Below are 22,383 nucleotides of genomic sequence, written 5' to 3'. Positions count from 1 at the left end.
TATTGATCCTATTACACCATTAATTATGACTAAATCTAATCAGAATTTGTATAAGAATATAAGTAATTATTTTCAAGATTTTTCATATACTCGTAAGAATATGAGTGCAAATGAAGAAAAAACTATTGAGTTATATGGTAATATTTTGGTATATCATGAATTAATCTCGGGAGAATCTATTTTAAAATACAATTATATTAATGCTGAAGATAATGGAGTTCATCATTTAAGGAAATTAAAAAAAGAAATTATAGTACCTTCTGATATAGTCGCGTCAAATATTGATATTAATATAAAAAGTCAGAATATGATTCTGAAGGATGATAGTAACTATATGCCTGAAAATACAGATTACGAAGGCTGTTTAAGGTTGCTAAATATTTTATATGAGAAATATAATTGGGATAAGACCGAGTCTAAAGGCAAAACGGCATTAGTTAAAAGTAAAGAGCAATTACAATATTATGCAGTATTAATGAGTGCGTGGATTGCAACAAAACCATTAAAAGTTATATTACAAGCGTGTATGAATCATTTTTGGCATAATGGTAGACCATTGAAAATTGAACTTCTTGATTTTGATGGAAAGAGAAAAATTGTTGATTTTGATATAAAAAATCCGCTGCATATTAATACGGTGATTAATAATATTGTTAAGGATATAGAAAATAAAATAAAATACAAAATCAAAAATTATGTTTCAAACTATATGGATTTATATTCTTATAAAAATCAGAAAAAGGTGCCTGACTGGGAAGCCTATTTAGAGTATGGAACTAAAGATCCGATAATAATTGAATTACAGAACTGGGGTTTTTCAAGAACAGTTGCTAGTCTTTTGAAGAAGGAATTTGCAGAGTTCCTAAAAAAAGATTGCTTTGGTGAGTTAAATATTAATGAGGCGGGGCTAAAAAAGGCGTTAGCTAATAGTAGATACAAGGAGGAATATTTAGAAGTATCTATGCTTTATGGCTGGTAGATAAAAAATCAAATTTGGTTGTATTAAGCCAATTTGTAAGCCATTTCTTTATGATTAGATAAATTTTTTTGAGGAAATGAATTCTTATAAGACGTAAATAGAAGATTAATATAGTTCCATTAATACGTATATATAGTGTTTTTTAGTGTATAATGAAAAAATATTTTATGTGGAGTTTTATAGGGTCAAAATTCCTAAACTGCGTGTCACTGGTTCGATTCCGGTTAGGCGCACCAAAAAAATAATTAATGAGCATATGTTTTTTAGTATTATGCCTTTTTAGGAGCCAAGATTTAATTCTTGGCTCTTTTTAGGTTTTGAAATTTAAAACACCGTTTCTATAGAGCAGAATAGGTTTGAAAACCTGCTTTTATCAAAAATTATTCATATGCTAATTAAACATAAGCTTTATGATAAGTATTCCTTAATAATGATATAATTAAGATATATATTCAGTTACATATTTAGTTACATATTCAGTTAAACATTATATGGAAGCAACAGTGTATAGTGGAGAGTCTATATGAGTATTTACAATTGGATTCAAGAAAAACTATTTGATGATTACGAAGAATGGCGTTTGAGGTGCCCTGATTATAATCGAAATGGTTTTAATATAGTAGGAATAGATAATACCCTAAAGGCTATGCATGATGGATTTTTCATGTATATAGAATTGTATCCACCTTATGCCATCGATGGTTGCACTGCGATGAAAGCGCGTGTAGGAAAAACACCAGATGCAGTAGATATATTCTTAGACATAGATGGTAAGACGTATCGTATGGCTGATGTAAGTTATCCTGATGCAGTGAAGATGATGCGGGCCTTTGTGAAAAAACGCAGAGCACCTGATTGTAGTTTGTGTGTAGAAGCAGCGTATCTAGATATCAATCAGATGCGACCTACATTTACAGAGTTAGCAACGTTGTTGCTAGGCGATGCTAAACAAGCTAAATCGTTTATGACCAAGGCTAAGTTGCGCTCCATGGAAGAATTAGAAGATAGTTGGTGGAATTTCTATGAGAAACTAGTAGCTAAAGGATATGCTGTAGAGCTAAGCTGTAAATGTGAATTAGAGGATTTTATTTATTATGTACAGAAATTAATACGTAACAAGTCTTTAGATACCGGCGAAGATCTAACTATTGACCTATCAGCATTAGATGAAGATCAAGTTATTATGGACTGGTGTGCTGATCTTAATTCTAAATGGGAAAACTATACGTTAGCAGGCATGGACATCGGAACCGATAGCTTTGTACTTATGGTGCTTTCAAATGAGGAATTCAAAACAGCCCAAGAACTAGCGAAAGAATTATTACATAGAATCGATGTAGCTGAACGCTCATGATATAACAGAAATTATGATGAGTAGCGTGATTATAATGTAGGAGAGAGTCATATGAGTATTGTACGTCTACCAGAATATGAAGCAGAGTTTGAATCTGAAGTATTTGAAATCTATGCATTGCCACGCAGTGATGCGAATGGGGCTAGTCCTTATTTAGATAAGTACCATAGACCACTAGTGTCTACCGATGCTATTTTAGATACTCGAACTGGCGTGCTTGACCGTAGCGAAGGCATTTTGACGTGGATTATTGAGGGTCTTGACGATAGATGGGGGTATTCTTTTGAGCCTCATGGGGTCTATAAATTGTTAGTTAAGAAAGCGAAACCCTTAGAGGACTTGGGCTATATGCGCCCGTCTTGGAATAATCGCTATTATGTGCTTGAGGTGTTAGAGGAACATGCTAAACATAGCGAGTTGGAGGTGTTGTCAGCTTATTTGAAAACTCCTAAATACCTTCATACCGATAGGGGCGACTTCCTCTTAAATCGAGAGTATCAATATTATACAGCGAGAATTGGTGATTATGCATTCACTCTTGATGTGGATGAGGGCTCTGATGAAAGCTGCACCGTAGCATTGGCTGCTTTCAATACAATCGATAATTTCAAAGCATTTGAACAACGAATTAGTACATATATTAGTGAGACCTTGTTAGAACTCGCTAATTACTGGCTCGACAATGACGATCAAGATCCGATTACATCAGACGTATTTGCTAAGCGTATTACGATGGGCGAATTGGCGTTTCGTAACGATGGCTCCATAGAGGTCTATTATGACGATGACGATATCTTCTGGGGGCACTGTATCATAGCTCATATTGATGCGGATGGGACCCCTGTTGATGCAGATATTGCAGGATAATATTATAACGGCGAGAGACCATGGAAGACATGTATAATCTAGTCAAAGATTTCTTTAGTCATGATATGGATTTAGATGATTTATTTGATTCTGAGGCTATTATCTGGATTGACTGGCGCGAGGATGACGAAGATGTGGTGCGTTATTTTAATGATATGATGGATGCGCCTATCGACATTCAAACCGTTAGCAATGGAAAGCAGTATGGTGACGATATTGTACTACAAAAGGGCAATAAAAAATTGCTAATTCCCTACGGTGATGAGAAAGACCGGGATGTGACTATCAAATATTTCAACGACTTCGTTAAACCTGATTATGAGGTGCGCTGGTTTGCTGAAAGCCTTGGCGATGATACGCTCGGATTTACTGTGCTTTCAGGGACAGAATGGCTAAAGCTAGAAGATGAGTTTGGTGCAGATATAGTTTGTTATTATTTTGTACCTATTGATTTAGAAAGCAATATGTTTAATCTCAGTATGAGCGAGGTTTCTGCGTTGTTAGAATTACGAGAAAATAAGAGATGAAATAGAGAGAATAGGCGAATCTATAAGAGGTAACAATATGGATTATTTAAAAATATTACATGAAGATTCTAACTTGGCAGCAGATTTTGATGCACTATTTGATTTCTTTCTGCTTGATGAACCTACAAAACGTGATGAGGTAGAGGGGCGATGTACCTTTTCCGTGGATGGAGTAGCCTTTGCTCGTGATGGTGCAGGCGGTGAATATCATCAACTAGAGGATGGATCAATTGGATATATGAGTAGCGAAGGTGAATGCGGTCGCATAGCTGAAAGTATAGACGATTTAATTTGTTTATTGGTGTATAGCATTTGCTGGCATGACTATTGTGACTCTAGCCAATATACGGATGTAGGAATTCTTGAATCGTATGCTAAGGAGCGATATGCTCAAATTACATCTTATACAGAAATGGACGAATGGGAAACAGTTGTTAAGGCGCTAGGCATGCCTTCTGAAGCAAACTTGGCTGCTGTACTGCAAAAGTTTTACGATGCGGCACATCGAGAACCTGTATACCAAGGCTTTTACCATGAAGAAGATGGTAGTATTACGGCTTATGAAGGTCTATTCTTTTAATATGTAAAATGGGAAAATAATCAGCAATAAAAGAGTGTTTCAAGAGGTTTTGTGTTGTAATAGGAGAATCGTATGGCAATTGATGGAGTAAAGATCATAGACAGCGATGACGGTCATGATATTTATAATGCTATTGTTGAGCGGTACAAGGATGGTATCAGTGTCGATACTATAATTTCTGAAATCTTAGGTGAGGAACAAAATTTTTGTACTGATGAGTTTTACACAGAAATTTATTGGACTGCGGTGGCCTATTCTTTATGGAAGATAGGGCATCTGTCTGAGGATATCAAAGAGAAAACCTTAGACATAATCGCTCAGGGCCCTCATGAGTTTTGGCTAGACATTGATAGTAAGGCACTTAAACAGCGCCAAAAGGTATTAGATAAGTTAGCAGTACAGCTACAAAGTGAAAATCCAAAGCCTATTAAGGTTCGTAAATCTAAAACGAGGAGAGAAACTCATTTTAAGGTGGGCGACGTATTAGCTGTTAAGTTTGAAAACGACTATGGTGCCGTCTTTGTATCTGACGTGGATCAATCACCGCGGAAAATCGAATATCATTTAGCCTGTACGCGGCTTTTACAAAAAGAAAAACCTACAATGGAACAGTTTCTAAACAGCAAAATTGCCTGCCGGAAAGATAATACAAATTTCGGTATCGATACAGATTGCTGGTTTAACCATAAGGATTTAGGTTTGTTACTGAATAATTTGGAAATTATTGGGACCGTTGAACTATATCCGTGCAAACTATGGAAACTAGCACCAGAGGGAACGCTAGAGGATATCTATGAGGAGATTACAGATGAGCCAAGAATAGGTAGACTTCGCCTTATAGAAACGTATGAATTGGTGAAAGACATTGTTCATCAATAATTACTGTGTCAATAAGAGGGAGTAGATGTGATGGATGTAGCCACTCAAATATATATAGAAACTGTACAAGTCAGTGATATACCGTGGCATCGGTTAACCACAACTTACGGTCGTGCCACAGATTTTCCTACAGAGCTTGATGTGTTGTGGAGCATGAAAAGTATTGATGCTGTTGATGCGGCTGGTGAAGAGCTAGCACAGAATATTGAGCATCAATCGACGTTGTGGCATGCTACACCATTTGCTATGATTTTCTTGCTTCGTATTTTTAAGAAAGCCCTAGAAGAGAGAACTCAGAATGAAGTAGCTCATTATTTAGCAGAACAATTGGTAGACCTATTTACTGTGATTGCTGAGTGCATCCGAGATGGTCTCGTGCTAGAGCATGCAGATCCATTACCTCATTTTGTGGATATGCTTAACGAAGAATACCTTTGGTCTGAAGAATACGATGAAGACGAAGATGTTCTTAGATATGAGGAAGAAGACGTATTTCCTGATGATTTATTCTTTAGCTTCTATTACTACTCCCTGGAAGTGCTTTTATTAGCTATTCCGTTATTAGATAAATCTCATGAAGGAGAAGCTAATTTACTAGACTTACTGACAGAGATAGAGTACTAAATGAGAGATAGAGTACTAAATATCTAAAGGGATAGCAGATTATTACATATCTACTGAGATTACAGGATTAGGAGGTTATGGGCTATGGGATTAATTGCAAATTATAACTGTTTAAGCGATGCGAATTTAAAAGAACTTAAGGCGATGGGCTCAGAAGAAGAGGGAATCCTTGATAGCGTTGAAGAGTGGGGAGAAAATGATGAGTTATTGCTTGATATCGACAAGATGTGGGATGTACTCCATTTCGTGCTTACCGGAGTAGGAACTGACCATAAGGACGATAATAACCCTCTTAGCCAAGCGGTATTAGGCGTAACGGCTGTGGAGGATGTATCAGACTATGTAGCATATACAGAACACAATCATTTAGCCAATATCGTGGTGGCCTTAGAGAAGTTTGATATTGAAAATGCTCTGGAATCTTTTGATATGAAAGCCTGCAAAGAGGCAGAATTATATCCAAATATCTGGGACTACGATGAGGAAGAGGAAGAAATCAGAGACGAACTTCTTCATGATTTCGAGCAAATGAAACGCTTTTATAAACAAGTGCTTGAAGCTAATAGACATGTGCTTGTATCGATTTGTTAAGTTCATAAAAGGAAATTATTATCATGGATAAAGCACGTAAAAAAGAGTTGCTGAAAGCTTATGCAGACGAGCAAAAGCAATCGTTTAAAGATAGTTTACCTATGGATGAAGAGTTGTTTTGGAATCTCTTTGATTATGTAGACGAGAAATTAGAGGAAAATGACGGTTGCGATCATAGTTTGACTTTCACTAGGGAATTCTTGGAAAAACAAAAGGTAGATGTAGAAATCGTATTAGACTGGATCGTCAACGAAGGTGGCGGTTGTGACTGCGAGGTTCTCTACAATGTAGAAGAGAGATTTGAAGAGTAATATCTATGTAATTGGGAAGGTTTTCGTATACAGCTTGTTTTTGACTTAGAGCAAACTGTAAGCAGTCTAATGTAAATTTATTTGTGATTTTGGTAACCAAGTAATCTTTGGTAAAAAATCATAGTATACTAGAAATGTTAAATACTGCCGGCGATATTAGCGATTTTGTCTAAGAAGCGCCGGCGTTTTTCGTCTGAGCTATTTTCTGTGCCAGCCAACTGGGTATGTGTAACCGGTTTAATGCCACAGGATTTCAGAACTTGATTTTTTAACACCTTGCCATAGTCCTGAATAAACGGCGTCAAAAAGGCGGGAGTATTGTGGGTGGTGATGATCCAGGCGGATTTTCCCTGTAAATGACCTATAAGCCCTCTTTTTCCATATGAATAGGCAAAGCCCGCTGTAAATACGCGATCAATAAAGCCTTTGAGCATTGCCGGCATACCACTCCACCAAATTGGGTAGATAAAGATGATTTGGTCTGCCCAAGTAATTAAGTTGCGATACTTTTCCATGTCCGGCACAGTGCTTAAATCTCGACGTTTGTGCGTATCATCAAATCGCAATATGGGATCGAACTGCTCCTCATATAAATCCAAGGTGTTCACATTGTGGTCTTTTGAAAGATTCTGTTGCACTACTTTCAGAATAGCGTCATTAAAACTTTGATGATTAGGATAGGTGTAAATGATTAAAATATTCATGGCTAGTTCCTTTCTTGTTAATCATCGTCAGGTTGAAAGAATCTGTATAGTAAAATGGTATCTATATTAAGTTAAAGTCTAGTGAAGAGCACCTATTCTAAACGTAAATAACGATAAATGTTGGGAAGAGTGTATTGTTAATTCCTTTTGTTTGCGGGTGTTGTTATAAAGGTATATAGTATAGATATGTGGTGTATTTTATCGCATATCTATTTTTCTTTATAAGGAGGACGCTATGCAACACGTTCAAACCCGCAGTACTACGTCCGCGTTAGTACTCACAGCCGTATTGATTGCCCTCGCAACATTGTTTACCATGTACACGAAAATTCCAGTACCTGGCATTCGCGGCTATTTCAATGTAGGAGATGTCGTTATTATGACGTCAGCTCTATTATTAGGTCGAAAATATGGCGCCTATATTGGTGCTATCGGCCCGGCGCTAGCTGATTTATTTCTCGGCTATGTAGTCTTTGTACCCATCACCTTCGTGGTGAAAGGACTTGAAGGCTATCTTGTCGGTACTGTCTATAAGAATAAGACAACTACCTCTGCCTTGGTAGCAACTATCGTAGGCGGTATTGTTATCGTAGCCGGCTACTTTATCGCCGAATACTTTGTATTCGACCCAGGCGTAGCCATTGCCAGTATTTTAACTAATACTATTCAAGCTGTTATGAGCGTTATTATTAGCATGATACTCTATGCGATCTTGCGTAAAAGACTTGGATAGTAAATTGACAGTCTTTAGAATTCAGACTATACTATAAGTACAAAAGAGCCAATTAACGTGTTCTAGGCGTTAGGCTCATCAAAGAATTGTGAATTTGATAAACCTAACGTGTCTAAGTATTGCCGTACTTAGTCTTAAACGTTAGGTTTATCTTATTTTATAATCAATATATTGATTATTTCTTAAGAATTAACACTACGAGGGTAGCGAATAAAAGGGAGACTCTATCAAGAGTCTCCCTTTGTTAGTTATAAATAGACTAATATTTATTAATAGATTTTTTATTGCATAGAACATAAGTTCGGTTTATAATGAACGTAAGATAGTCGAACGAGGTTGGGCCACCCTTTTTCTTTGAAGGGGGTGAAAGCCTATGAATGCTTATGAAGTCATTATGATTGTCCTCGGGATCTTAACTGTCGTTATTTCCTTTGGAGCATTGATAGTGCTGATTTGTCGTAATAACGACAAATAGCCCTTCGTTACCAACTGGTAGCTGAAAACGAAAGGCCATTTTTGCATGCTTTATAATGTTTTGGGATGAGCCTGACGGAACCACTCGTCGACTATCTCTTTATTACATTATAATGAGATTGGCGTATATCGTCAATCTGGAGTCAATGGTCATCATATTAATATAGAGCCCGGTTTCCAAGGTATGGTATAATACTTTCATTATGTAATAAACAAAGGAGATCTAAATGGCAAATTTACCTAACTGCCCTAAGTGTGGCGACGAGTACACATACGAAGACGGTCATATGTTTATCTGCCCTATGTGTGGCAACGAATGGACAGCGGCCGATGCGCAAGCTGCAGCTGAAGCGGGTATCATTCGCGATGCTAACGGCAATGAGCTCGCTGATGGCGATACAGTGGTTGTTGTAAAAGACCTCAAAGTAAAAGGCGCTGGCGTATTAAAACAAGGTACGCGTGTAAAAAATATTCGCCTCATCACCGATGCAAGTGATGGTCACGATATCGATTGTAAAATTGATGGCTTCGGTGCGATGGCATTAAAATCTGAAATGGTTAAGAAAATCTAATCTAAGAAATCCCTACCGATAAAAATTCGGTAGGGATTTTTTCGTGGTATAATCAACTTATAATGCATATAGTATGAGAGTATTTAGATGAGAGGAAACTATGTTTAACCGTGTTATATTGTTGGCTTTATTAGTGTCTGCGATGAGTCCTATTAGTTCTATAGCTGCAGATATAAAGCCTGCGGACAAGCGTAATTATGAATTGCAACAACAGATTTCTTATAATGTGATCATTCCACCAGAGGCTTTTGAAACGAGTGCAGATGGAACATTAATCGTTCCTATAGAGATTAAGACGGATGATAAGGGTAATATTGTAGCTGTTGAAGCAGGTCCTAATAATTGGAAACTAGATCGTGAAGCGTACCCTATCTTTGAGGAGGCTGCTAAAGAAGCGGCTTGGAATACTAAACATGTTGATACTGATGAAGCGCTTGTTGTAACGATTCCCGTTAGTATTGTCATGCTACCTGATACTAATTCTAAGAAACGATAAAGGAGGGCTTATGGAAACTACGAAAGATTTAGAGAAATATACTTATGATCTTCTCGCTGAGCGTGGTGTCACATTAGATGACATTGCAGAGCTTGTTTTTTACGTACAAAAACCGTATATGCCGAATTTAAAACTAGAAGAGTGTCGCACAAGTGTGGCTTCTGTACTATCTAAACGCGAGGTGCATAATGCGATTATTACGGGTGTAGAGCTTGATAAGTTAACGGAGCAGAATAAATTATCTCAGCCATTGCAACGCATTGTTGCTAATGATGAAAGCCTGTATGGGATTGATGAAATTTTAGCCTTTTCCATCGTTAATTTATATGGGTCCATTGGCTTTACAAACTATGGCTATTTAGACAAGGTGAAGCCAGGTATCATCAAAAAACTAGATAGCGAAGAAGGGGGACGCTGTAATACATTCCTCGATGATTTAGTAGGTGCTGTAGCGGCAGCAGCGGCAGGAAAATTGGCACATAATGAACCAAATCGCGTGCAACATGCTATAGCAGAAGAATAGAAGTCCGTCATATATCTACTTGTCGATAAAGTATGAGGTGGGCTTCGATGACTCATTGATAACACTTTCACAATAACTTGATGACACTTTCACAACAACATGATAACAATGTATAGAGTTGCTAGATACTATTGATGGTATAAATAATAAAGAGTATAAATAATAAAGAGTATAAATAATATTGATTGGAAATAAGTACTTTGTTTTGTAGCTATATACAGGAGGAGCTATGCAAAAGGTTCTAGTAGTAATCGATATGCAAAATGATTTTGTAGATGGTGCCCTTGGTTCATTGCAAGCACAGTTAATCGTAGATAATGTGCGTAAGAAAATTGAAAGCTTTGATGGTCCTATTATTTTTACGCGTGACACGCATGATAGAGATTACTTAGAACACCAAGAAGGAAAGCTTTTACCAGTGCCACATTGCGTTAAAAATACCGAGGGCTGGCATATTGTGGATGGCTTGATTGAGGCTGCAGAAGGTCGATCAATTATGAGTCCTGTGTCCTTTGTAGATAAACCAAACTTTGCCTCCTTTGAGTTGCTTACACGGCTAGAGGGCATGGATAAAGTAAATCCTATTGAGTCTATTACGCTCATCGGATTATGTACAGATATTTGTGTTGTGTCCAATGCGATTATGCTGAAAGCAGGCTTGCCAGAGATTCCGATTCACGTCGATTCAAGCTGTTGTGCTGGCGTAACAGAGGAGTCCCATCAAGCGGCATTAACAACTATGAAAATGTGTCAGTGCATTGTCGAATAATTTGTATATATCTGTATATGTTTTTATGTAGAACTATGTGTTATTGCTGAGTAAAAGTCACTTAACAATCAACTAATGAAAGGCTGTGGGAGCTCCCATGGCCTTTTTATGTTAGTGTTTTATATTGACGTTTTTCTATATAATGTGTACAATTAGATAAAGAATGATAATTCATATCAATTTATTGGTTAAAAAATATATCTTAACTTCTGGTTGAAGTTAGGATAATACGTCTCTTCTTGAAGTATATATGCTATGCTAGTAGATTGATTCTATAATACCGATGCAGGTGCATCGAATCGCTTTCACAAGAACGATGATACGAAATAATTAGCATTGTTCTATGCCCTAATTATAAGGAGGACTACTATGAAACCTTTCGAACTCGCACCATTACCGTATGCTTATGATTATCTTGAGCCTGTTATCGACGCTGAAACAATGAAATTGCATCATGACAAGCATCACCAAGCGTATGTTAATAATTTGAACGCGGCCATCGCGAAATATCCGGATCTTGCGTATGGTTGTGTAGACTGCATTCTCGGCGATATTGCTAATGTGCCAGAAGATATCCGTCAAGCAGTTATCAATAATGGTGGTGGTCACAAGAACCACACTATGTTCTGGGAAATTATGACAAAACCAGATACTTCTAAATTGCAAGGTCCTTTGAAAGAGGCTATTGACGCTGAACTTGGTGGCTACGATGCGTTTGTTGAAAGCTTCTCTACTGCGGCAGCCACACGCTTTGGCTCTGGTTGGGCTTGGCTTGTAGTTAATAAAGATGGCAAGTTAGAAGTGACATCCTCTGCAAACCAAGATAATCCTTTATTGGAAGGTAAAAAAGCAATTTTATGTTTAGACGTTTGGGAACATGCATACTACTTGCACTACCAAAACCGTCGCCCAGACTATATCAAGGAATTCTTCCGCGTTATTAACTGGGACAAAGTTTCTGAAAATTACGAAAAAGCATTGAAACCACATCATGATTAAGTGGTACACTTGTTAGAAACAGAAACAGAAACAGAAACAGAAACAGAAACAGAAACAGAAACAGAAACAGAAACAGGCATAATAATATAATATAATGTAACGTAAATACCGGATAGTTGGTCTACATGATCGATTATCCGGTGTTTTATTACTGTTATTTCATCTTATAAATAACTTTCAAAAGTATAGCCACGGATACAGATTTTCTAATCGATATCGTTTATCATAGAACCATAGGTCATTACATATAGACCTTTTACAGTAAATAGATAGCCTTGTATACGAGATTTTTACGTATAGGGGCTCATTAATATCAGTAAGTATATTATAAAGATTTTGACACGAGGGGAACAAAATGGAAAAGAAATTAGATTTATCCAAATCGGTATATGATTTGGTAAAAGAATATCCTGAAGTAACAGATATTATGAAGGAATTAGGATTCAGCGAAATCACAAATAAGGTGATGTTGAATTCTGTTGGCAAAATCATGACTATCCCAAAAGGGGCTAAGATGAAAGGTGTATCCATGATTGATATCGTGGGTGCTTTTATGAAAGCTGGTTTTACCTTAGAAGGTGAAATGCCAAACCTATCGGGTGATGATGCGGAATCTACGGGTCATCCTGGCGTGGCACCTACTGCAGCGGTTACAAAGTCTAATGTTACGGATGCATCTGCTAAGGTAGCTTCTAGTACAGTTGCAGCAGACGCAGTAGAAACAAATGCAGCAGCATCTACTACAGCGAAAGCTAACACGGAAGAAAATTCCGAAGCTAAGGCTGAAGATGCTGTTCAAGATAGCGAACGTGTAGAGCAACTTAAAGGATTCCTGAAACGTTTAGGCACAGGCGAAGACCTGGGTGCCGTTCGTGAAGATTTTGCTAGTCAATTCGCCCATGTTGAGGCTAGTGAAATTATGAAAGCTGAGCAAGGTCTCATGCGTGAAGGTACACCGTTAGCTGAGGTGCAACAATTATGTGACCTTCACTCCGCCTTGTTCCACGGTTCTACCATTCATGAACAAATGGAGTCAGAACATGCTAAGGTTGAGGCTGTGCTAGAGGCTCAAGAGAAGAGCAAAAGTGTGGTATCCTTGATTGAAACTGTAGGACATCCACTCCATCAATTAACAGAGGAAAACAAGGCTCTTGATGCGTTAATTGAATCCATTCGACCTAAGGTGGCAGATAAAACGGCAACCGTTGATGATGTAAATGCAGTGCGTCAAGTATCTGTTCACTATGCTAAGAAGGGTGACCTTTTGTATCCGCATTTGAAAGTAGCCTATGATATTTCTGGTCCATCTATGGTTATGTGGACTGTTGATGGTGATATTCGGGACCAACTAGGTGATTTAGCTAAGTCTAGCCAAAGTGTAGATGATTGGTATAGACGTTTTGATGAGCTTCTTACACGTGCACAAGAAATGATCTATAAAGAACAAAATATTTTGTTCCCAATCTGTGCAGAAAACTTCAGCACTGAAGAGTGGTACCAAATCTACAAAGATACAGCACAGTATGAAGAAATTTTTGGGGTAAAACGCACTGCTTGGCCAGAGGCTGAAACCGCATTAGCAACACAAACAACAAAAGCAAGTGGCGATGATAATACCATTGCTCTAATCGGTGGTAGCTTGACTGTGGATCAATTAAATGCCATGCTTAATACAATGCCAATGGAAGTAACCTTCGTTGATCACGAAGACATTAACCGTTACTTCAACGATGGTGAAAAGGTCTTCAAACGCCCTACGACAGCTATTGGTCGCGATGTGTATTCCTGCCATCCACCAAAGGTAGAACCAATCGTACGTGGTGTTATTGATTCCTTCCGTAAAGGTGATCGTGATAATGTAGCAGTATGGCTTGAAAAACAAGGCCGTCCATTCTATGTTAATTACATGGCTGTTCGTGACCAAAACAATAACTATATTGGTACATTGGAACTCGTACAAGACATGCAATTTGCAAAAGATCATTTCGCTAGAACTAAATAAGACCCTATATATGTGGTAACCTGAATAGGTAACATATATGAGACATATATAGAAAAGTAAGACATATATAGAAAAGAGGCTGCTCTACACGATTTGATGGTAGAGTAGCCTTTTTCTATGCCTTATAGTTTACCGCACATACATCGCTGTATGTACTAAGTTTGTGTAGGGAATAGTATGATTGTATACAATTACTATGCTTAATATAGCTGATATGTTAAATATTTCTAATAATGCTGTAGGTAGCGGTTTTTATGTTTTCTAGGCTCGTAGCTAAGTTCAGACGTACAAATGTTGCGTAGTCCTCGCCTCCGAACCATTCGCCAAAGCTAGGTGCGAGGCGGCATTTGTTTTCGAATAGGTCGTGCATATCTTCGGCCCTTATATAGGCACCAAAATCAATCCACGCTAAATAGGTGCTATCCATAGGGCTGATGCGGATTTTTGGTAATGCCGTACAAAGCTCTCGGCACAGATATTCATAGTTTTCACGAACGACGGCCAGTACATCTGTTAACCATACTTCGGCCTCTGGGTGAGTGTAGGCTGCTGTGATGGCAGTTTCGGCAATAACGTCTGAGTCTGTATGGTATACATGAGCCTTATAGGTGTTGAATTGGCTTCGTAGCTTTTCATTAGGAATGATAACCTCTGCGTGGTGCAAGCTAGCCATATTGAATGACTTGGACAAGGAGGACATGGCAATCATGTTATCTGTATAGGCTCCGTTCTTTACGGTCAAGGCTGATGTAAAGGCTGTTGGGCCTGTAATAAGGTCTTGATGGATTTCGTCGCTTATGATGAGCACATGGTGGCGCTTACAGATGCCAAATAATTGGCCCATTTCCTCTTCAGTCCATACATGTCCGATAGGATTATGCGGATTGCAGTGAATGAACAGCTTCACATCATGCTCGGTGATAGCCTTTTCAAATGCATCGTAATCCACGGTGTAGCGATTATCTTTGTTACGCATCATAGGAACAGCGATGATTTGACGTTGTGCATCGCTAGCGCTCGTATCAAAGGCGCCGTATACAGGACTTAGAACTACGATGGCGTCGTTTAGTTTTGTGAAAGCCCCAATACACCACATAATACCGGTAATTACATTGGGGGCGCTAGCGAGCCAGTCCTGTTCAATACCGCAGTTGTGACGTCGTTTGTACCAATTTATGACGGCCTCTATATAATTTGGATTTGTCATAGTATAACCTAACGGATTGGCTTTCACATAGTTACAGATGGCATTTTGGATGCACTGAGGTGGCATAAAGTCCATATCTGCCACCCATAATGGTAATAGGTCGGTGCGACTGAATTTTAAATGCTCACCGTCCCATTTTCGGGAATGAGAACCGCGGCGGTCTATATAGTATTTGCTAGTGAATTCTGCTGTGTTCATAAGAAACCTCATATAAGGATATACCTTGGCTTTTATATCTTTAATTCTTATATGTATGTATATATTCAATTACGAAATAGATATTTCTATTCTGTAAGGTGTATCTCTAATTCTTATTACTGTATCTATTATCAGTATACATGCATCCTATTATATGTAAATGGACTTGTATAAAATCTATGCAATCCTTGCATGAATAGGGGCTATATTCGTATACAAAAGGTGCTATATTTGCTTGACTGTTGGGACTTTCACAATTTAGAATATACTATAGAATAGTGTGAGTCTGACCAGTGACCACACGTCTATCGAATGGTTACAAAAGATAAATGTTAGCAGCATGTGGCGGCGTCCCTATGTGAGAGGGCTCATCGGAATGCTTAGGTGCATGCAACGCTGTAAGTATAGTATACTGGATCCTTGTTAGGAGGCATGTGCCATGAGTAACGAATTAAAACCACTACATTTTGATGCGGATTATACGATGGAGGAAGCGCTCGCGGAGGCGAAACGTTGTCTAAATTGTCCAAAACCTTTATGCCGTATGGGTTGTCCTATTGAAAACGAAATACCTCGTTTCATCCAAGCTATCGCACGTGGTAATTTTGGTGAAGCTAATGATATCTTAGCGGAACGAACAAATTTACCGTCTATTTGCGGTCGCGTATGTCCACGTGAAAATCAATGCGAAGGCAACTGTATTATGAATAAGGCGAAAAAACCGCCTATTAACATCGGTAAATTAGAACGCTTTGCTGCTGACTTTGAAAGTATCAATGAACTTCGCAAACCTAAGAAGATTAAACAAGATCTTGGTAAGGTAGCGGTAGTAGGGTCTGGTCCTGCAGGTTTGTCCGTAGCAGGTGATGTGGCTAAACTCGGTTATGAAGTAACTGTCTTTGAAGGTCAATCTGAACCAGGGGGCGTACTCTTATTTGGTATTCCGGAATTCCGCTTGTCTAAAGCCGTTGTACGTCGTGAAATCGCTCGCCTTGAAGGGTTAGGCGTTAAGTTCGTATGCAATACATTTATCGGCCAAGATAAAACTTTGGACGATCTCTTTGCTGAAGGATATGATTCTATCTTCATCGGTACTGGTACGCATATTCCTCAAGACGTGCGCATGGAAAACGATGAAGTACCTGGTGTATTCCAAGCAATGTACTTGTTGACGAATGTACAATTGGTAGAAAATGGGGAACTTGATGAAAATCAAATTCCTGTTAAAAAAGGTGACCGTGTTATCATCATCGGCGGTGGTAACGTAGCGATGGATGCAGCTCGTACATGCGTACGTTTAGGCTGCGAAGCGGTAACAGTAGCATATCGTCGTAGCCAAGAACAAATGCCAGCCTTGTTGTCTGAATACGAAGAAGCCCGTGCTGAAGGCGTTCAATTCCAATGGTTCGCTTCTCCAGTAGGCGTAGAAGGTACAGATAAGGTTGAAGGCTTCAAATATGAAGTGATGGCGCTTAATGAAGATGGTGCAGGTATCCACGGTACTGGTAACTTCCAAGTCATGCCTGTTGATAAAATCATTATCGCCGCAGGTCATAAACCAAATGCTCGTCTTGTAGGTGAAGGTAATAACTTAAAAGTAGATGAAAAAGGTTATATTATTACATCTGAAGATCCATATGGTATGACTAGTCGCGAAGGCGTATTTGCAGGTGGTGACGTTGTTCATAAACCTGCTACCGTAGTATTGGCTATGCGTGAAGCTAAAAAAGCCGTTGATGGTATGGTTAAATACATGGAAATCAAAAAAGCACAAGAAAGCGCAAATCAATAATTTTATATAAATACATAGAAAGGACTATACAGTTCAGCTGTATAGTCCTTTTGTATTGTTAATAGACTTATTATTTCTAAATGTATTTTAACAATATTGCGTATTTACTATATATCGCATTTACTATATATCGCATTTACTTTATATCGTATAGTCTTCTTGTATTATAAATAAAACTAGGTAATTTTATAAATCAAGTGTATGCATAATGTATGAATACTGTAAAAGAATTGCAATATATAGATAATACCTGTATTTTTGATTTACTATCTGTATTTTTAATGATAATAACTTTTATATATACTAAAATTCCACGAAATGATGAAATCCTACGCAATGAAATCTGCATAGAACAAAAGCCTTAATTAAAATGATTTACACATTAGTTTTTGTTAAGGCTTTTGTGTTATCGCTTTTCAACCACTACTAGGAAATGATTGAGCCCAGATTTATAGTAAAGGCATAAATATGTGTTGAGGGAGAAAGTAGATAGAGGTTGGCATGAATCCTATCGTATGTTGTCAAGATCTACAAGTTCGACAAGAAGTTCACAAGCTTGGTGTATTGATTTTACTTTGGCGCAGACAATTGGGAATGACTCAATATCAATTGGCAGATAAATCTGGTTTAGCCCAATCTTATATTAGTGACCTTGAAAGTGGTGCCGTAGATCCTCGGTGGTCCACAATTTACAGAGTCGTGTATGGACTTGGAGAAATGAATATACAAGATTTTTTGAATGGGCCGCAAACCATTAGAAGCCTAAAGATTCATTAATGATGATGACTTCCATGGTTTGCATATTGCGCATCTTTTTATAGTAAATCGTTAATGCATTGCATATACGATCTGGAGAACCACAGTCATAGCATTTTTCTTCTAATCTAGCACATGGATTGAGAGAGCTCTTTTTATTCTTTTTGCTGTTGAGCGGAGCGGCCACATTGCGTGCACGATAGATGGCGGAAGCTAAATCCGGCGTGATTTTGTTGATGCCTAGCACAAAAAACACCTCTTGAGAGCCAAAGAGTGAGGCGGCAACACGATTACCCGTACCATCAATATTGACCATTTCCCCCGTTTGAGCAAGAGCATTGACTGAGGTAAGGAATACATCACGTCCCATGGTGCGCAATGCGGTGTCGCGGAAGCTTTCACCAGGAAGGGGACGTTGGATATCCGTTACATCTTTGTTGACTTCGGATAGGGCTTCATAAGCATTGAGTTTTAGTAACGTGCGAGAGTCCCCGATGGCTACATGTTTGTTTTGAATACGATCTTTTAAATAGGAAATAGCTTCAGTACCAGTTTCGAAATAATGGACTACAAAATTATTGCGTTCCAAGGCTTTAATTGTTTTCTCTATGTCTATAGGTGTGTCATTGTATTTTGGATGTATAACAGCGTTGATTGTTGTCTCTGTATTCGCCATAAGACCTCCTAAATGGGTGTATAAGGAATATAAATTGGCATTTGGCTATCCGTATTTTGTTTTTATTATTGTAGCGTATTATGTGTAAAGAGTTCAATTATTGGTATGTAGTTCATAGATAAACATTAATTGAAGTGCTGTATGTTTAAATTTAAAGTAAAACTTTAGGAATCTAATCCAATTTTATGCTTAAAATAATAAAAATTTGGAGTGAAATCCAACTTTATGATAAAATTAATATAAAGTTGGAATGGAATCCAAATTTATTAGGTAAGTGATATGATATCTGATATTACTAATACATGGGTTCCATCTATGAGAAGGTACATAGATGAGGAGGCCCTTATGAAGTTAATTCAGCGCCAAGGATATCTAGATTTTTTACGGCGTAATCGAGAGCGGCCTATTATTAAGGTCGTTTCAGGCATACGCCGTTGTGGTAAATCTACATTGTTTAGGCTGTTTAAAGATAAGTTATTGGCAGATAATGTGAAGCCTGAACAGATTATTTCCATTAATTTTGAAGAATTGGAATACGAGCATTTGCGAGATTACCATGCGTTGTATCAATATATTTTAGAACGTATGCAGCCTAATGAAACGAATTACATTTTTCTTGATGAAATTCAGCATGTAGATCAATTTCATCGTGTCGTAGATAGCTTGTTTGTAAAAGAGAACACAGATTTATATATTACGGGCTCCAATGCATACTTTATGTCTTCTGATATCGCCACATTATTGACTGGACGATATGTGGAAATTCAGATGTTGCCATTGTCCTTCAGTGAGTTTTACCATAGCAAGTATGAGGGTAATCAGTATTCTTTGATTCCTGCCTATGAGGCCTATCTTCGTGAAAGTTCCTTCCCTTATACTCAGCAATTAGGGGGCGAAGACTTTGATATTCAAGAATATTTACGTGGATTATATAATACTTTGTTATTGCATGATGTTGTGGCTCGATTGAAAATTAATGATGTCACAATTTTACAAGATATAGTGCGGTATATTATGGCGAATGTTGGTAGTTTACTTTCACCAAATAAAATAGCCAACTCTCTCGTTAGTGCAGGTCGAAAAATCGATAATAAAACTGTAGAACGGTATTTACAAGGATTACAGGATAGCTTGTTGTTATATAAGGTAAATCGCTATGACGTACGAGGTAAAGAATTACTACGTATCAATGCAAAGTATTATAGTGTTGATGTAACATTACGAAATTTGCTAGTGGGGAATGCGAGTCGTGATACAGGTCATATTCTAGAAAATATCGTTTTTCTAGAGCTCATTAGACGAGGATACACTGTATATGTAGGGCAACTTGCTAAGGGTGAAATAGATTTTGTAGCACAAAAAGGGGGGATTACCGAATATTATCAAGTTAGTGAGACCGTACTTGACTCTAATACTTTGAGCCAAGAACTAGCACCGCTTGAGGCGGTACAAGACCAATACTCTAAGTTTTTGCTCACCTTAGATGAACTAAATAAAAATGCCAACTACGATGGAATTCAACAACGAAATGTTTTAGAATGGTTGTTAGAGAGTCGTTAACTTGCTATAATAATAGTATTGATATGGCGTAAAGCCAATGTTAAGGAGGCAAAAATCGTGGATTTAATTCAAAAATTAAAAGACCAAGTAAAACCATTAGGTAAAAAAATCGTGTTGCCAGAATACAAAGATGAACGCGTATTGAAAGCAACTGAAATTATTTTGAAAGAAGGTTTCGTAACACCTGTACTCGTTGGTAATCCTGCTGAAATCGCTGAAGCTGCTAAAGCTGTTGGTGTATCCATCGAAGGTGCTGAAATCATTGATCCTGCTAACTATGATCGTTACCAAGAAATGGTTGATACATTCGTAGAATTGCGCGCTAAAAAAGGTATGACTCCTGAAAAAGCTGACGCAACTATGAAAGGCGATTGCTTGTTCTTCGGCGCTATGCTTGTTCGCCTTGGCGCAGTAGATGGCATGGTTGCTGGTTCCGCTTGCCCAACTGCAAACGTATTGCGCGCTGCATTGCAAGTTGTAGGTACTAAACCAGGTCTTAAAACTGTATCTTCTTCCATGTTCATGTTTACAAGCAAAAAAGAATATGGCGACGACGGTATGCTAGTATTCTCTGACTGCGGCGTATTGCCTAATCCAACTAGCGAACAATTGGCTGATATTGCAGAATCCACTGTAGAAAAAGCTCGCAAAGTTGTTGGCATGGCTGACCCTCGCGTATCCATGTTGTCCTTCTCCACAAAAGGCTCCGCTTCCACTCCAGAAGTAGATAAAGTGGTTGAAGCTGTTAACATCTTGAAAGAACGCAAGGTTGATTTCAAATTCGATGGCGAATTGCAATTGGACGCTTCCATCGTTCCTTCCGTAGCAGAAAAGAAAGCTCCTGGCTCCAACGTAGCTGGTAAAGCTAACATCTTGATCTTCCCTGATCTTCAAGCTGCTAACATTGGTTACAAATTGGTACAACGCTTCTCCGGCGCTGACGCTCTTGGCCCATTGATTCAAGGTTTGGCTAAACCAGTTCATGACCTTTCCCGTGGCTGCTCCGCTCAAGACGTTGTAGACGTTGCTGCTATCGCTGCTGTTGAAAGCATCTAATAGCTGCATAATTTCATATATAAACATATGTCATATATGTTTTGATATGCTGAAAGCTGGCTCTATAGGGCCAGCTTTTTGTATGTTCAACATATACCCATATATTTTATATTCATCACGCCATGTTATTTCCTACAGCATTATCATTATTGTTATGTTACTTTCAAATTCGTAGCCACTGCGACAGACAGAATCCATGGTTGGTCGTATAGTATAACTATAAGAAAACAGATCGGCGTAAACCATTGGAGGTGTATCTTATGAGTTTTGGGACTATTAATAAATCCATGACCGTAGCTGATGCGGTTAAAGTAAATCCAGAGTTAATGGATGTATTAGCAAAAGATGGAATTGATTTTTGCTGTGGTGGTGGACATCCTTTAGCTGAGGCTATTGCAGAAAAAGGTAAAGATGTGGATGCATACATTGCTATGCTAAATGATGTACAAGTTGCTCAGAAATCTTCTCGTGCAGAGGTGCTTAGCTATTCTAAAGACCAATTGATTGATTACATCGTTCATAATTACCATCGAGAACAATTAAATATGATTGATGAAATTGACCAAGGGTTGGCAAAACTGCTAAATGTACATTATGACCATCATGGTGAGGAATTGACAAAGATTTATCAAATCTTTTTGCAACTTAAATCCGCTCTTGTACCTCATTTCCGGCATGAAGAGCATGTAGACTTCCCTGAGTTTAAAGCGGGTAAACCCGTAGACTTTGATGAACTTCGGGCTGAACACGAAGCTGCAGGTGTACTTTTGGAATCCTTAAGTGCATTGACTAATCATTACACAGCACCAGCAGATGGTTGTGCTACTTATGTGTATGTATTTAAGACCATGAAAGCCTTAGAAGAAGGCCTTCATGAACATATTTTCTTAGAAAATTCTATTTTGTTTGACATGAAATAGGTTATATTCTCATTTCTATAATGACAAGGAGCTATTGTAAAATGTCTCCTTGTATGTAGTAAAGACACCAATCGAATGGTTGGTGTCTTTTGTTTTCTTGAGAATCATGAGTTTGTAGCTATAGTATGGGGGAAATACATCATTTGCGTAAATTCATATAGAAGGTGTATGATTAAGTTAACTATATTTGATTAATATCTTTAATCAATATATTGAGTAAATGCACTTGATATA

General features: G+C 38.0%; 23 protein-coding genes and 1 pseudogene. 21 read left to right on the top strand and 3 right to left on the bottom strand.

All coding sequences use genetic code 11. From position 1 onward, the window contains the following. From VPHSUH08_RS09530 to VPHSUH08_RS08625, 9 genes and pseudogenes are all read left to right on the top strand, one after another. Nucleotides 1–979 (top strand): annotated as a pseudogene (locus VPHSUH08_RS09530) (helicase); the annotation flags it as partial. A 523-nt stretch (nt 980–1,502) separates the two neighbouring features. After that, on the top strand, nt 1,503–2,333 hold the full coding sequence (locus tag VPHSUH08_RS08660) for a DUF6630 family protein (RefSeq protein ID WP_105087243.1): 831 nt from the start codon (nt 1,503–1,505) through the stop codon (nt 2,331–2,333). 51 nt (nt 2,334–2,384) lie between these two features. After that, a complete protein-coding gene (locus VPHSUH08_RS08655; RefSeq protein WP_105087242.1) occupies nt 2,385–3,200 on the top strand; it encodes a DUF2262 domain-containing protein in 816 nt (271 codons plus the stop codon). 29 nt (nt 3,201–3,229) lie between these two features. After that, nucleotides 3,230–3,727: a hypothetical protein gene (locus VPHSUH08_RS08650; RefSeq protein WP_233189896.1), complete on the top strand. Its 498-nt coding sequence runs from the start codon at nt 3,230–3,232 to the stop codon at nt 3,725–3,727. Nucleotides 3,728–3,764: 37 nt separating this feature from the next. After that, nucleotides 3,765–4,307 carry a hypothetical protein gene (locus tag VPHSUH08_RS08645; protein ID WP_008602078.1) on the top strand — a complete coding sequence of 181 codons (543 nt, stop codon included), beginning with the start codon at nt 3,765–3,767 and terminating at the stop codon, nt 4,305–4,307. A gap of 72 nt (nt 4,308–4,379) precedes the next feature. Continuing rightward, nucleotides 4,380–5,186, top strand: coding sequence for a hypothetical protein (locus VPHSUH08_RS08640; protein ID WP_105087240.1), 807 nt, complete (start codon nt 4,380–4,382; stop codon nt 5,184–5,186). 30 nt (nt 5,187–5,216) lie between these two features. After that, nucleotides 5,217–5,810 carry a hypothetical protein gene (locus VPHSUH08_RS08635; RefSeq protein ID WP_105087239.1) on the top strand — a complete coding sequence of 198 codons (594 nt, stop codon included), beginning with the start codon at nt 5,217–5,219 and terminating at the stop codon, nt 5,808–5,810. Nucleotides 5,811–5,894: 84 nt separating this feature from the next. Then, on the top strand, nt 5,895–6,401 hold the full coding sequence (locus VPHSUH08_RS08630; RefSeq protein ID WP_105087238.1) for a YfbM family protein: 507 nt from the start codon (nt 5,895–5,897) through the stop codon (nt 6,399–6,401). A gap of 23 nt (nt 6,402–6,424) precedes the next feature. Beyond that, on the top strand, nt 6,425–6,712 hold the full coding sequence (locus VPHSUH08_RS08625; RefSeq protein WP_105087237.1) for a DUF2695 domain-containing protein: 288 nt from the start codon (nt 6,425–6,427) through the stop codon (nt 6,710–6,712). Between the two features lie 137 nt (nt 6,713–6,849). Here VPHSUH08_RS08625 and VPHSUH08_RS08620 read toward each other — a convergent pair whose 3' ends face one another. Next, on the bottom strand, nt 6,850–7,416 hold the full coding sequence (locus VPHSUH08_RS08620) for an NAD(P)H-dependent oxidoreductase (protein ID WP_105087236.1): 567 nt from the start codon (nt 7,414–7,416) through the stop codon (nt 6,850–6,852). Between the two features lie 235 nt (nt 7,417–7,651). Between VPHSUH08_RS08620 and VPHSUH08_RS08615 the strand changes: the two genes are divergently transcribed. From VPHSUH08_RS08615 to VPHSUH08_RS08585, 7 genes are all read left to right on the top strand, one after another. Next, a complete protein-coding gene (locus VPHSUH08_RS08615; RefSeq protein WP_105087235.1) occupies nt 7,652–8,149 on the top strand; it encodes an ECF transporter S component in 498 nt (165 codons plus the stop codon). Nucleotides 8,150–8,850: 701 nt separating this feature from the next. Beyond that, complete coding sequence (locus VPHSUH08_RS08610; RefSeq protein ID WP_004698208.1) at nt 8,851–9,195, top strand: zinc ribbon domain-containing protein YjdM; 345 nt, start codon at nt 8,851–8,853, stop codon at nt 9,193–9,195. Nucleotides 9,196–9,295: 100 nt separating this feature from the next. Further along, complete coding sequence (locus tag VPHSUH08_RS08605; protein ID WP_008602090.1) at nt 9,296–9,691, top strand: hypothetical protein; 396 nt, start codon at nt 9,296–9,298, stop codon at nt 9,689–9,691. Nucleotides 9,692–9,701: 10 nt separating this feature from the next. Beyond that, nucleotides 9,702–10,214, top strand: coding sequence for a phosphatidylglycerophosphatase A (locus tag VPHSUH08_RS08600; RefSeq protein WP_024061508.1), 513 nt, complete (start codon nt 9,702–9,704; stop codon nt 10,212–10,214). A gap of 229 nt (nt 10,215–10,443) precedes the next feature. Further along, on the top strand, nt 10,444–10,983 hold the full coding sequence (locus VPHSUH08_RS08595) for a cysteine hydrolase family protein (RefSeq protein ID WP_105087234.1): 540 nt from the start codon (nt 10,444–10,446) through the stop codon (nt 10,981–10,983). Nucleotides 10,984–11,352: 369 nt separating this feature from the next. Then, nucleotides 11,353–11,982, top strand: coding sequence for a superoxide dismutase (locus VPHSUH08_RS08590; protein WP_008602097.1), 630 nt, complete (start codon nt 11,353–11,355; stop codon nt 11,980–11,982). 355 nt (nt 11,983–12,337) lie between these two features. Continuing rightward, a complete protein-coding gene (locus tag VPHSUH08_RS08585) occupies nt 12,338–13,984 on the top strand; it encodes a DUF438 domain-containing protein (RefSeq protein WP_105087233.1) in 1,647 nt (548 codons plus the stop codon). Nucleotides 13,985–14,201: 217 nt separating this feature from the next. On the opposite strand, the gene VPHSUH08_RS08580 is transcribed toward VPHSUH08_RS08585, so the two are convergent. Further along, the gene (locus VPHSUH08_RS08580) at nt 14,202–15,389 is read right to left on the bottom strand and encodes a MalY/PatB family protein (RefSeq protein ID WP_105087232.1); all 1,188 of its coding nucleotides are present in this window, start codon (nt 15,387–15,389) and stop codon (nt 14,202–14,204) included. Between the two features lie 439 nt (nt 15,390–15,828). On the opposite strand from VPHSUH08_RS08580, the gene VPHSUH08_RS08575 reads away from it, so the two are divergent. Beyond that, on the top strand, nt 15,829–17,181 hold the full coding sequence (locus VPHSUH08_RS08575) for an NAD(P)-dependent oxidoreductase (RefSeq protein WP_004694624.1): 1,353 nt from the start codon (nt 15,829–15,831) through the stop codon (nt 17,179–17,181). A gap of 501 nt (nt 17,182–17,682) precedes the next feature. Next, entirely contained in the window at nt 17,683–17,958 is a 276-nt protein-coding gene (locus VPHSUH08_RS08570; protein ID WP_004694625.1) for a helix-turn-helix domain-containing protein, read from the top strand. On the opposite strand, the gene VPHSUH08_RS08565 is transcribed toward VPHSUH08_RS08570, so the two are convergent. Beyond that, nucleotides 17,936–18,613 (bottom strand): lactate utilization protein, encoded by a 678-nt coding sequence (locus VPHSUH08_RS08565; protein ID WP_105087231.1) that lies wholly within the window; start codon nt 18,611–18,613, stop codon nt 17,936–17,938. The genes VPHSUH08_RS08570 and VPHSUH08_RS08565 overlap by 23 nt on opposite strands. A gap of 345 nt (nt 18,614–18,958) precedes the next feature. On the opposite strand from VPHSUH08_RS08565, the gene VPHSUH08_RS08560 reads away from it, so the two are divergent. The 3 genes from VPHSUH08_RS08560 (at nt 18,959) to VPHSUH08_RS08550 (ending at nt 22,149) form a co-directional block, all read left to right on the top strand. Next, nucleotides 18,959–20,173, top strand: a complete 1,215-nt coding sequence (locus VPHSUH08_RS08560) for an ATP-binding protein (RefSeq protein WP_105087230.1) — start codon at nt 18,959–18,961, stop codon at nt 20,171–20,173. Between the two features lie 57 nt (nt 20,174–20,230). After that, nucleotides 20,231–21,229: a phosphate acetyltransferase gene (gene pta / locus VPHSUH08_RS08555; RefSeq protein WP_024061513.1), complete on the top strand. Its 999-nt coding sequence runs from the start codon at nt 20,231–20,233 to the stop codon at nt 21,227–21,229. Between the two features lie 260 nt (nt 21,230–21,489). Continuing rightward, entirely contained in the window at nt 21,490–22,149 is a 660-nt protein-coding gene (locus VPHSUH08_RS08550) for a DUF542 domain-containing protein (protein WP_105087229.1), read from the top strand. The last annotated feature ends 234 nt before the right edge of the window (nt 22,150–22,383 follow it).

The sequence above is a fragment of the Veillonella sp. S13054-11 genome, assembly GCF_002959795.1.
GTDB classification, from domain to species: Bacteria; Bacillota; Negativicutes; order Veillonellales; family Veillonellaceae; genus Veillonella; species Veillonella parvula_E.
Note: the sequence above shows the minus strand (reverse complement) of the source record. Positions and strands in the feature narration are given on the sequence as shown.

What these genes read in the sequence shown, in the direction of transcription:
- VPHSUH08_RS08575 (WP_004694624.1), top strand. Translation starts at nt 15,829, where the DNA reads ATGAGTAACGAATTAAAACCACTACATTTTGATGCGGATTATACGATG.
- VPHSUH08_RS08610 (WP_004698208.1), top strand. Translation starts at nt 8,851, where the DNA reads ATGGCAAATTTACCTAACTGCCCTAAGTGTGGCGACGAGTACACATAC.
- VPHSUH08_RS08630 (WP_105087238.1), top strand. Translation starts at nt 5,895, where the DNA reads ATGGGATTAATTGCAAATTATAACTGTTTAAGCGATGCGAATTTAAAA.
- VPHSUH08_RS08565 (WP_105087231.1), bottom strand. Translation starts at nt 18,613, where the DNA reads ATGGCGAATACAGAGACAACAATCAACGCTGTTATACATCCAAAATAC.
- VPHSUH08_RS08655 (WP_105087242.1), top strand. Translation starts at nt 2,385, where the DNA reads ATGAGTATTGTACGTCTACCAGAATATGAAGCAGAGTTTGAATCTGAA.
- VPHSUH08_RS08595 (WP_105087234.1), top strand. Translation starts at nt 10,444, where the DNA reads ATGCAAAAGGTTCTAGTAGTAATCGATATGCAAAATGATTTTGTAGAT.
- VPHSUH08_RS08640 (WP_105087240.1), top strand. Translation starts at nt 4,380, where the DNA reads ATGGCAATTGATGGAGTAAAGATCATAGACAGCGATGACGGTCATGAT.
- VPHSUH08_RS08660 (WP_105087243.1), top strand. Translation starts at nt 1,503, where the DNA reads ATGAGTATTTACAATTGGATTCAAGAAAAACTATTTGATGATTACGAA.
- VPHSUH08_RS08580 (WP_105087232.1), bottom strand. Translation starts at nt 15,389, where the DNA reads ATGAACACAGCAGAATTCACTAGCAAATACTATATAGACCGCCGCGGT.
- VPHSUH08_RS08570 (WP_004694625.1), top strand. Translation starts at nt 17,683, where the DNA reads ATGAATCCTATCGTATGTTGTCAAGATCTACAAGTTCGACAAGAAGTT.
- VPHSUH08_RS08585 (WP_105087233.1), top strand. Translation starts at nt 12,338, where the DNA reads ATGGAAAAGAAATTAGATTTATCCAAATCGGTATATGATTTGGTAAAA.
- VPHSUH08_RS08615 (WP_105087235.1), top strand. Translation starts at nt 7,652, where the DNA reads ATGCAACACGTTCAAACCCGCAGTACTACGTCCGCGTTAGTACTCACA.
- VPHSUH08_RS08645 (WP_008602078.1), top strand. Translation starts at nt 3,765, where the DNA reads ATGGATTATTTAAAAATATTACATGAAGATTCTAACTTGGCAGCAGAT.
- VPHSUH08_RS08605 (WP_008602090.1), top strand. Translation starts at nt 9,296, where the DNA reads ATGTTTAACCGTGTTATATTGTTGGCTTTATTAGTGTCTGCGATGAGT.
- VPHSUH08_RS08635 (WP_105087239.1), top strand. Translation starts at nt 5,217, where the DNA reads ATGGATGTAGCCACTCAAATATATATAGAAACTGTACAAGTCAGTGAT.
- VPHSUH08_RS08550 (WP_105087229.1), top strand. Translation starts at nt 21,490, where the DNA reads ATGAGTTTTGGGACTATTAATAAATCCATGACCGTAGCTGATGCGGTT.
- VPHSUH08_RS08600 (WP_024061508.1), top strand. Translation starts at nt 9,702, where the DNA reads ATGGAAACTACGAAAGATTTAGAGAAATATACTTATGATCTTCTCGCT.
- VPHSUH08_RS08590 (WP_008602097.1), top strand. Translation starts at nt 11,353, where the DNA reads ATGAAACCTTTCGAACTCGCACCATTACCGTATGCTTATGATTATCTT.
- VPHSUH08_RS08625 (WP_105087237.1), top strand. Translation starts at nt 6,425, where the DNA reads ATGGATAAAGCACGTAAAAAAGAGTTGCTGAAAGCTTATGCAGACGAG.
- VPHSUH08_RS08560 (WP_105087230.1), top strand. Translation starts at nt 18,959, where the DNA reads ATGAAGTTAATTCAGCGCCAAGGATATCTAGATTTTTTACGGCGTAAT.
- VPHSUH08_RS08620 (WP_105087236.1), bottom strand. Translation starts at nt 7,416, where the DNA reads ATGAATATTTTAATCATTTACACCTATCCTAATCATCAAAGTTTTAAT.
- VPHSUH08_RS08650 (WP_233189896.1), top strand. Translation starts at nt 3,230, where the DNA reads ATGTATAATCTAGTCAAAGATTTCTTTAGTCATGATATGGATTTAGAT.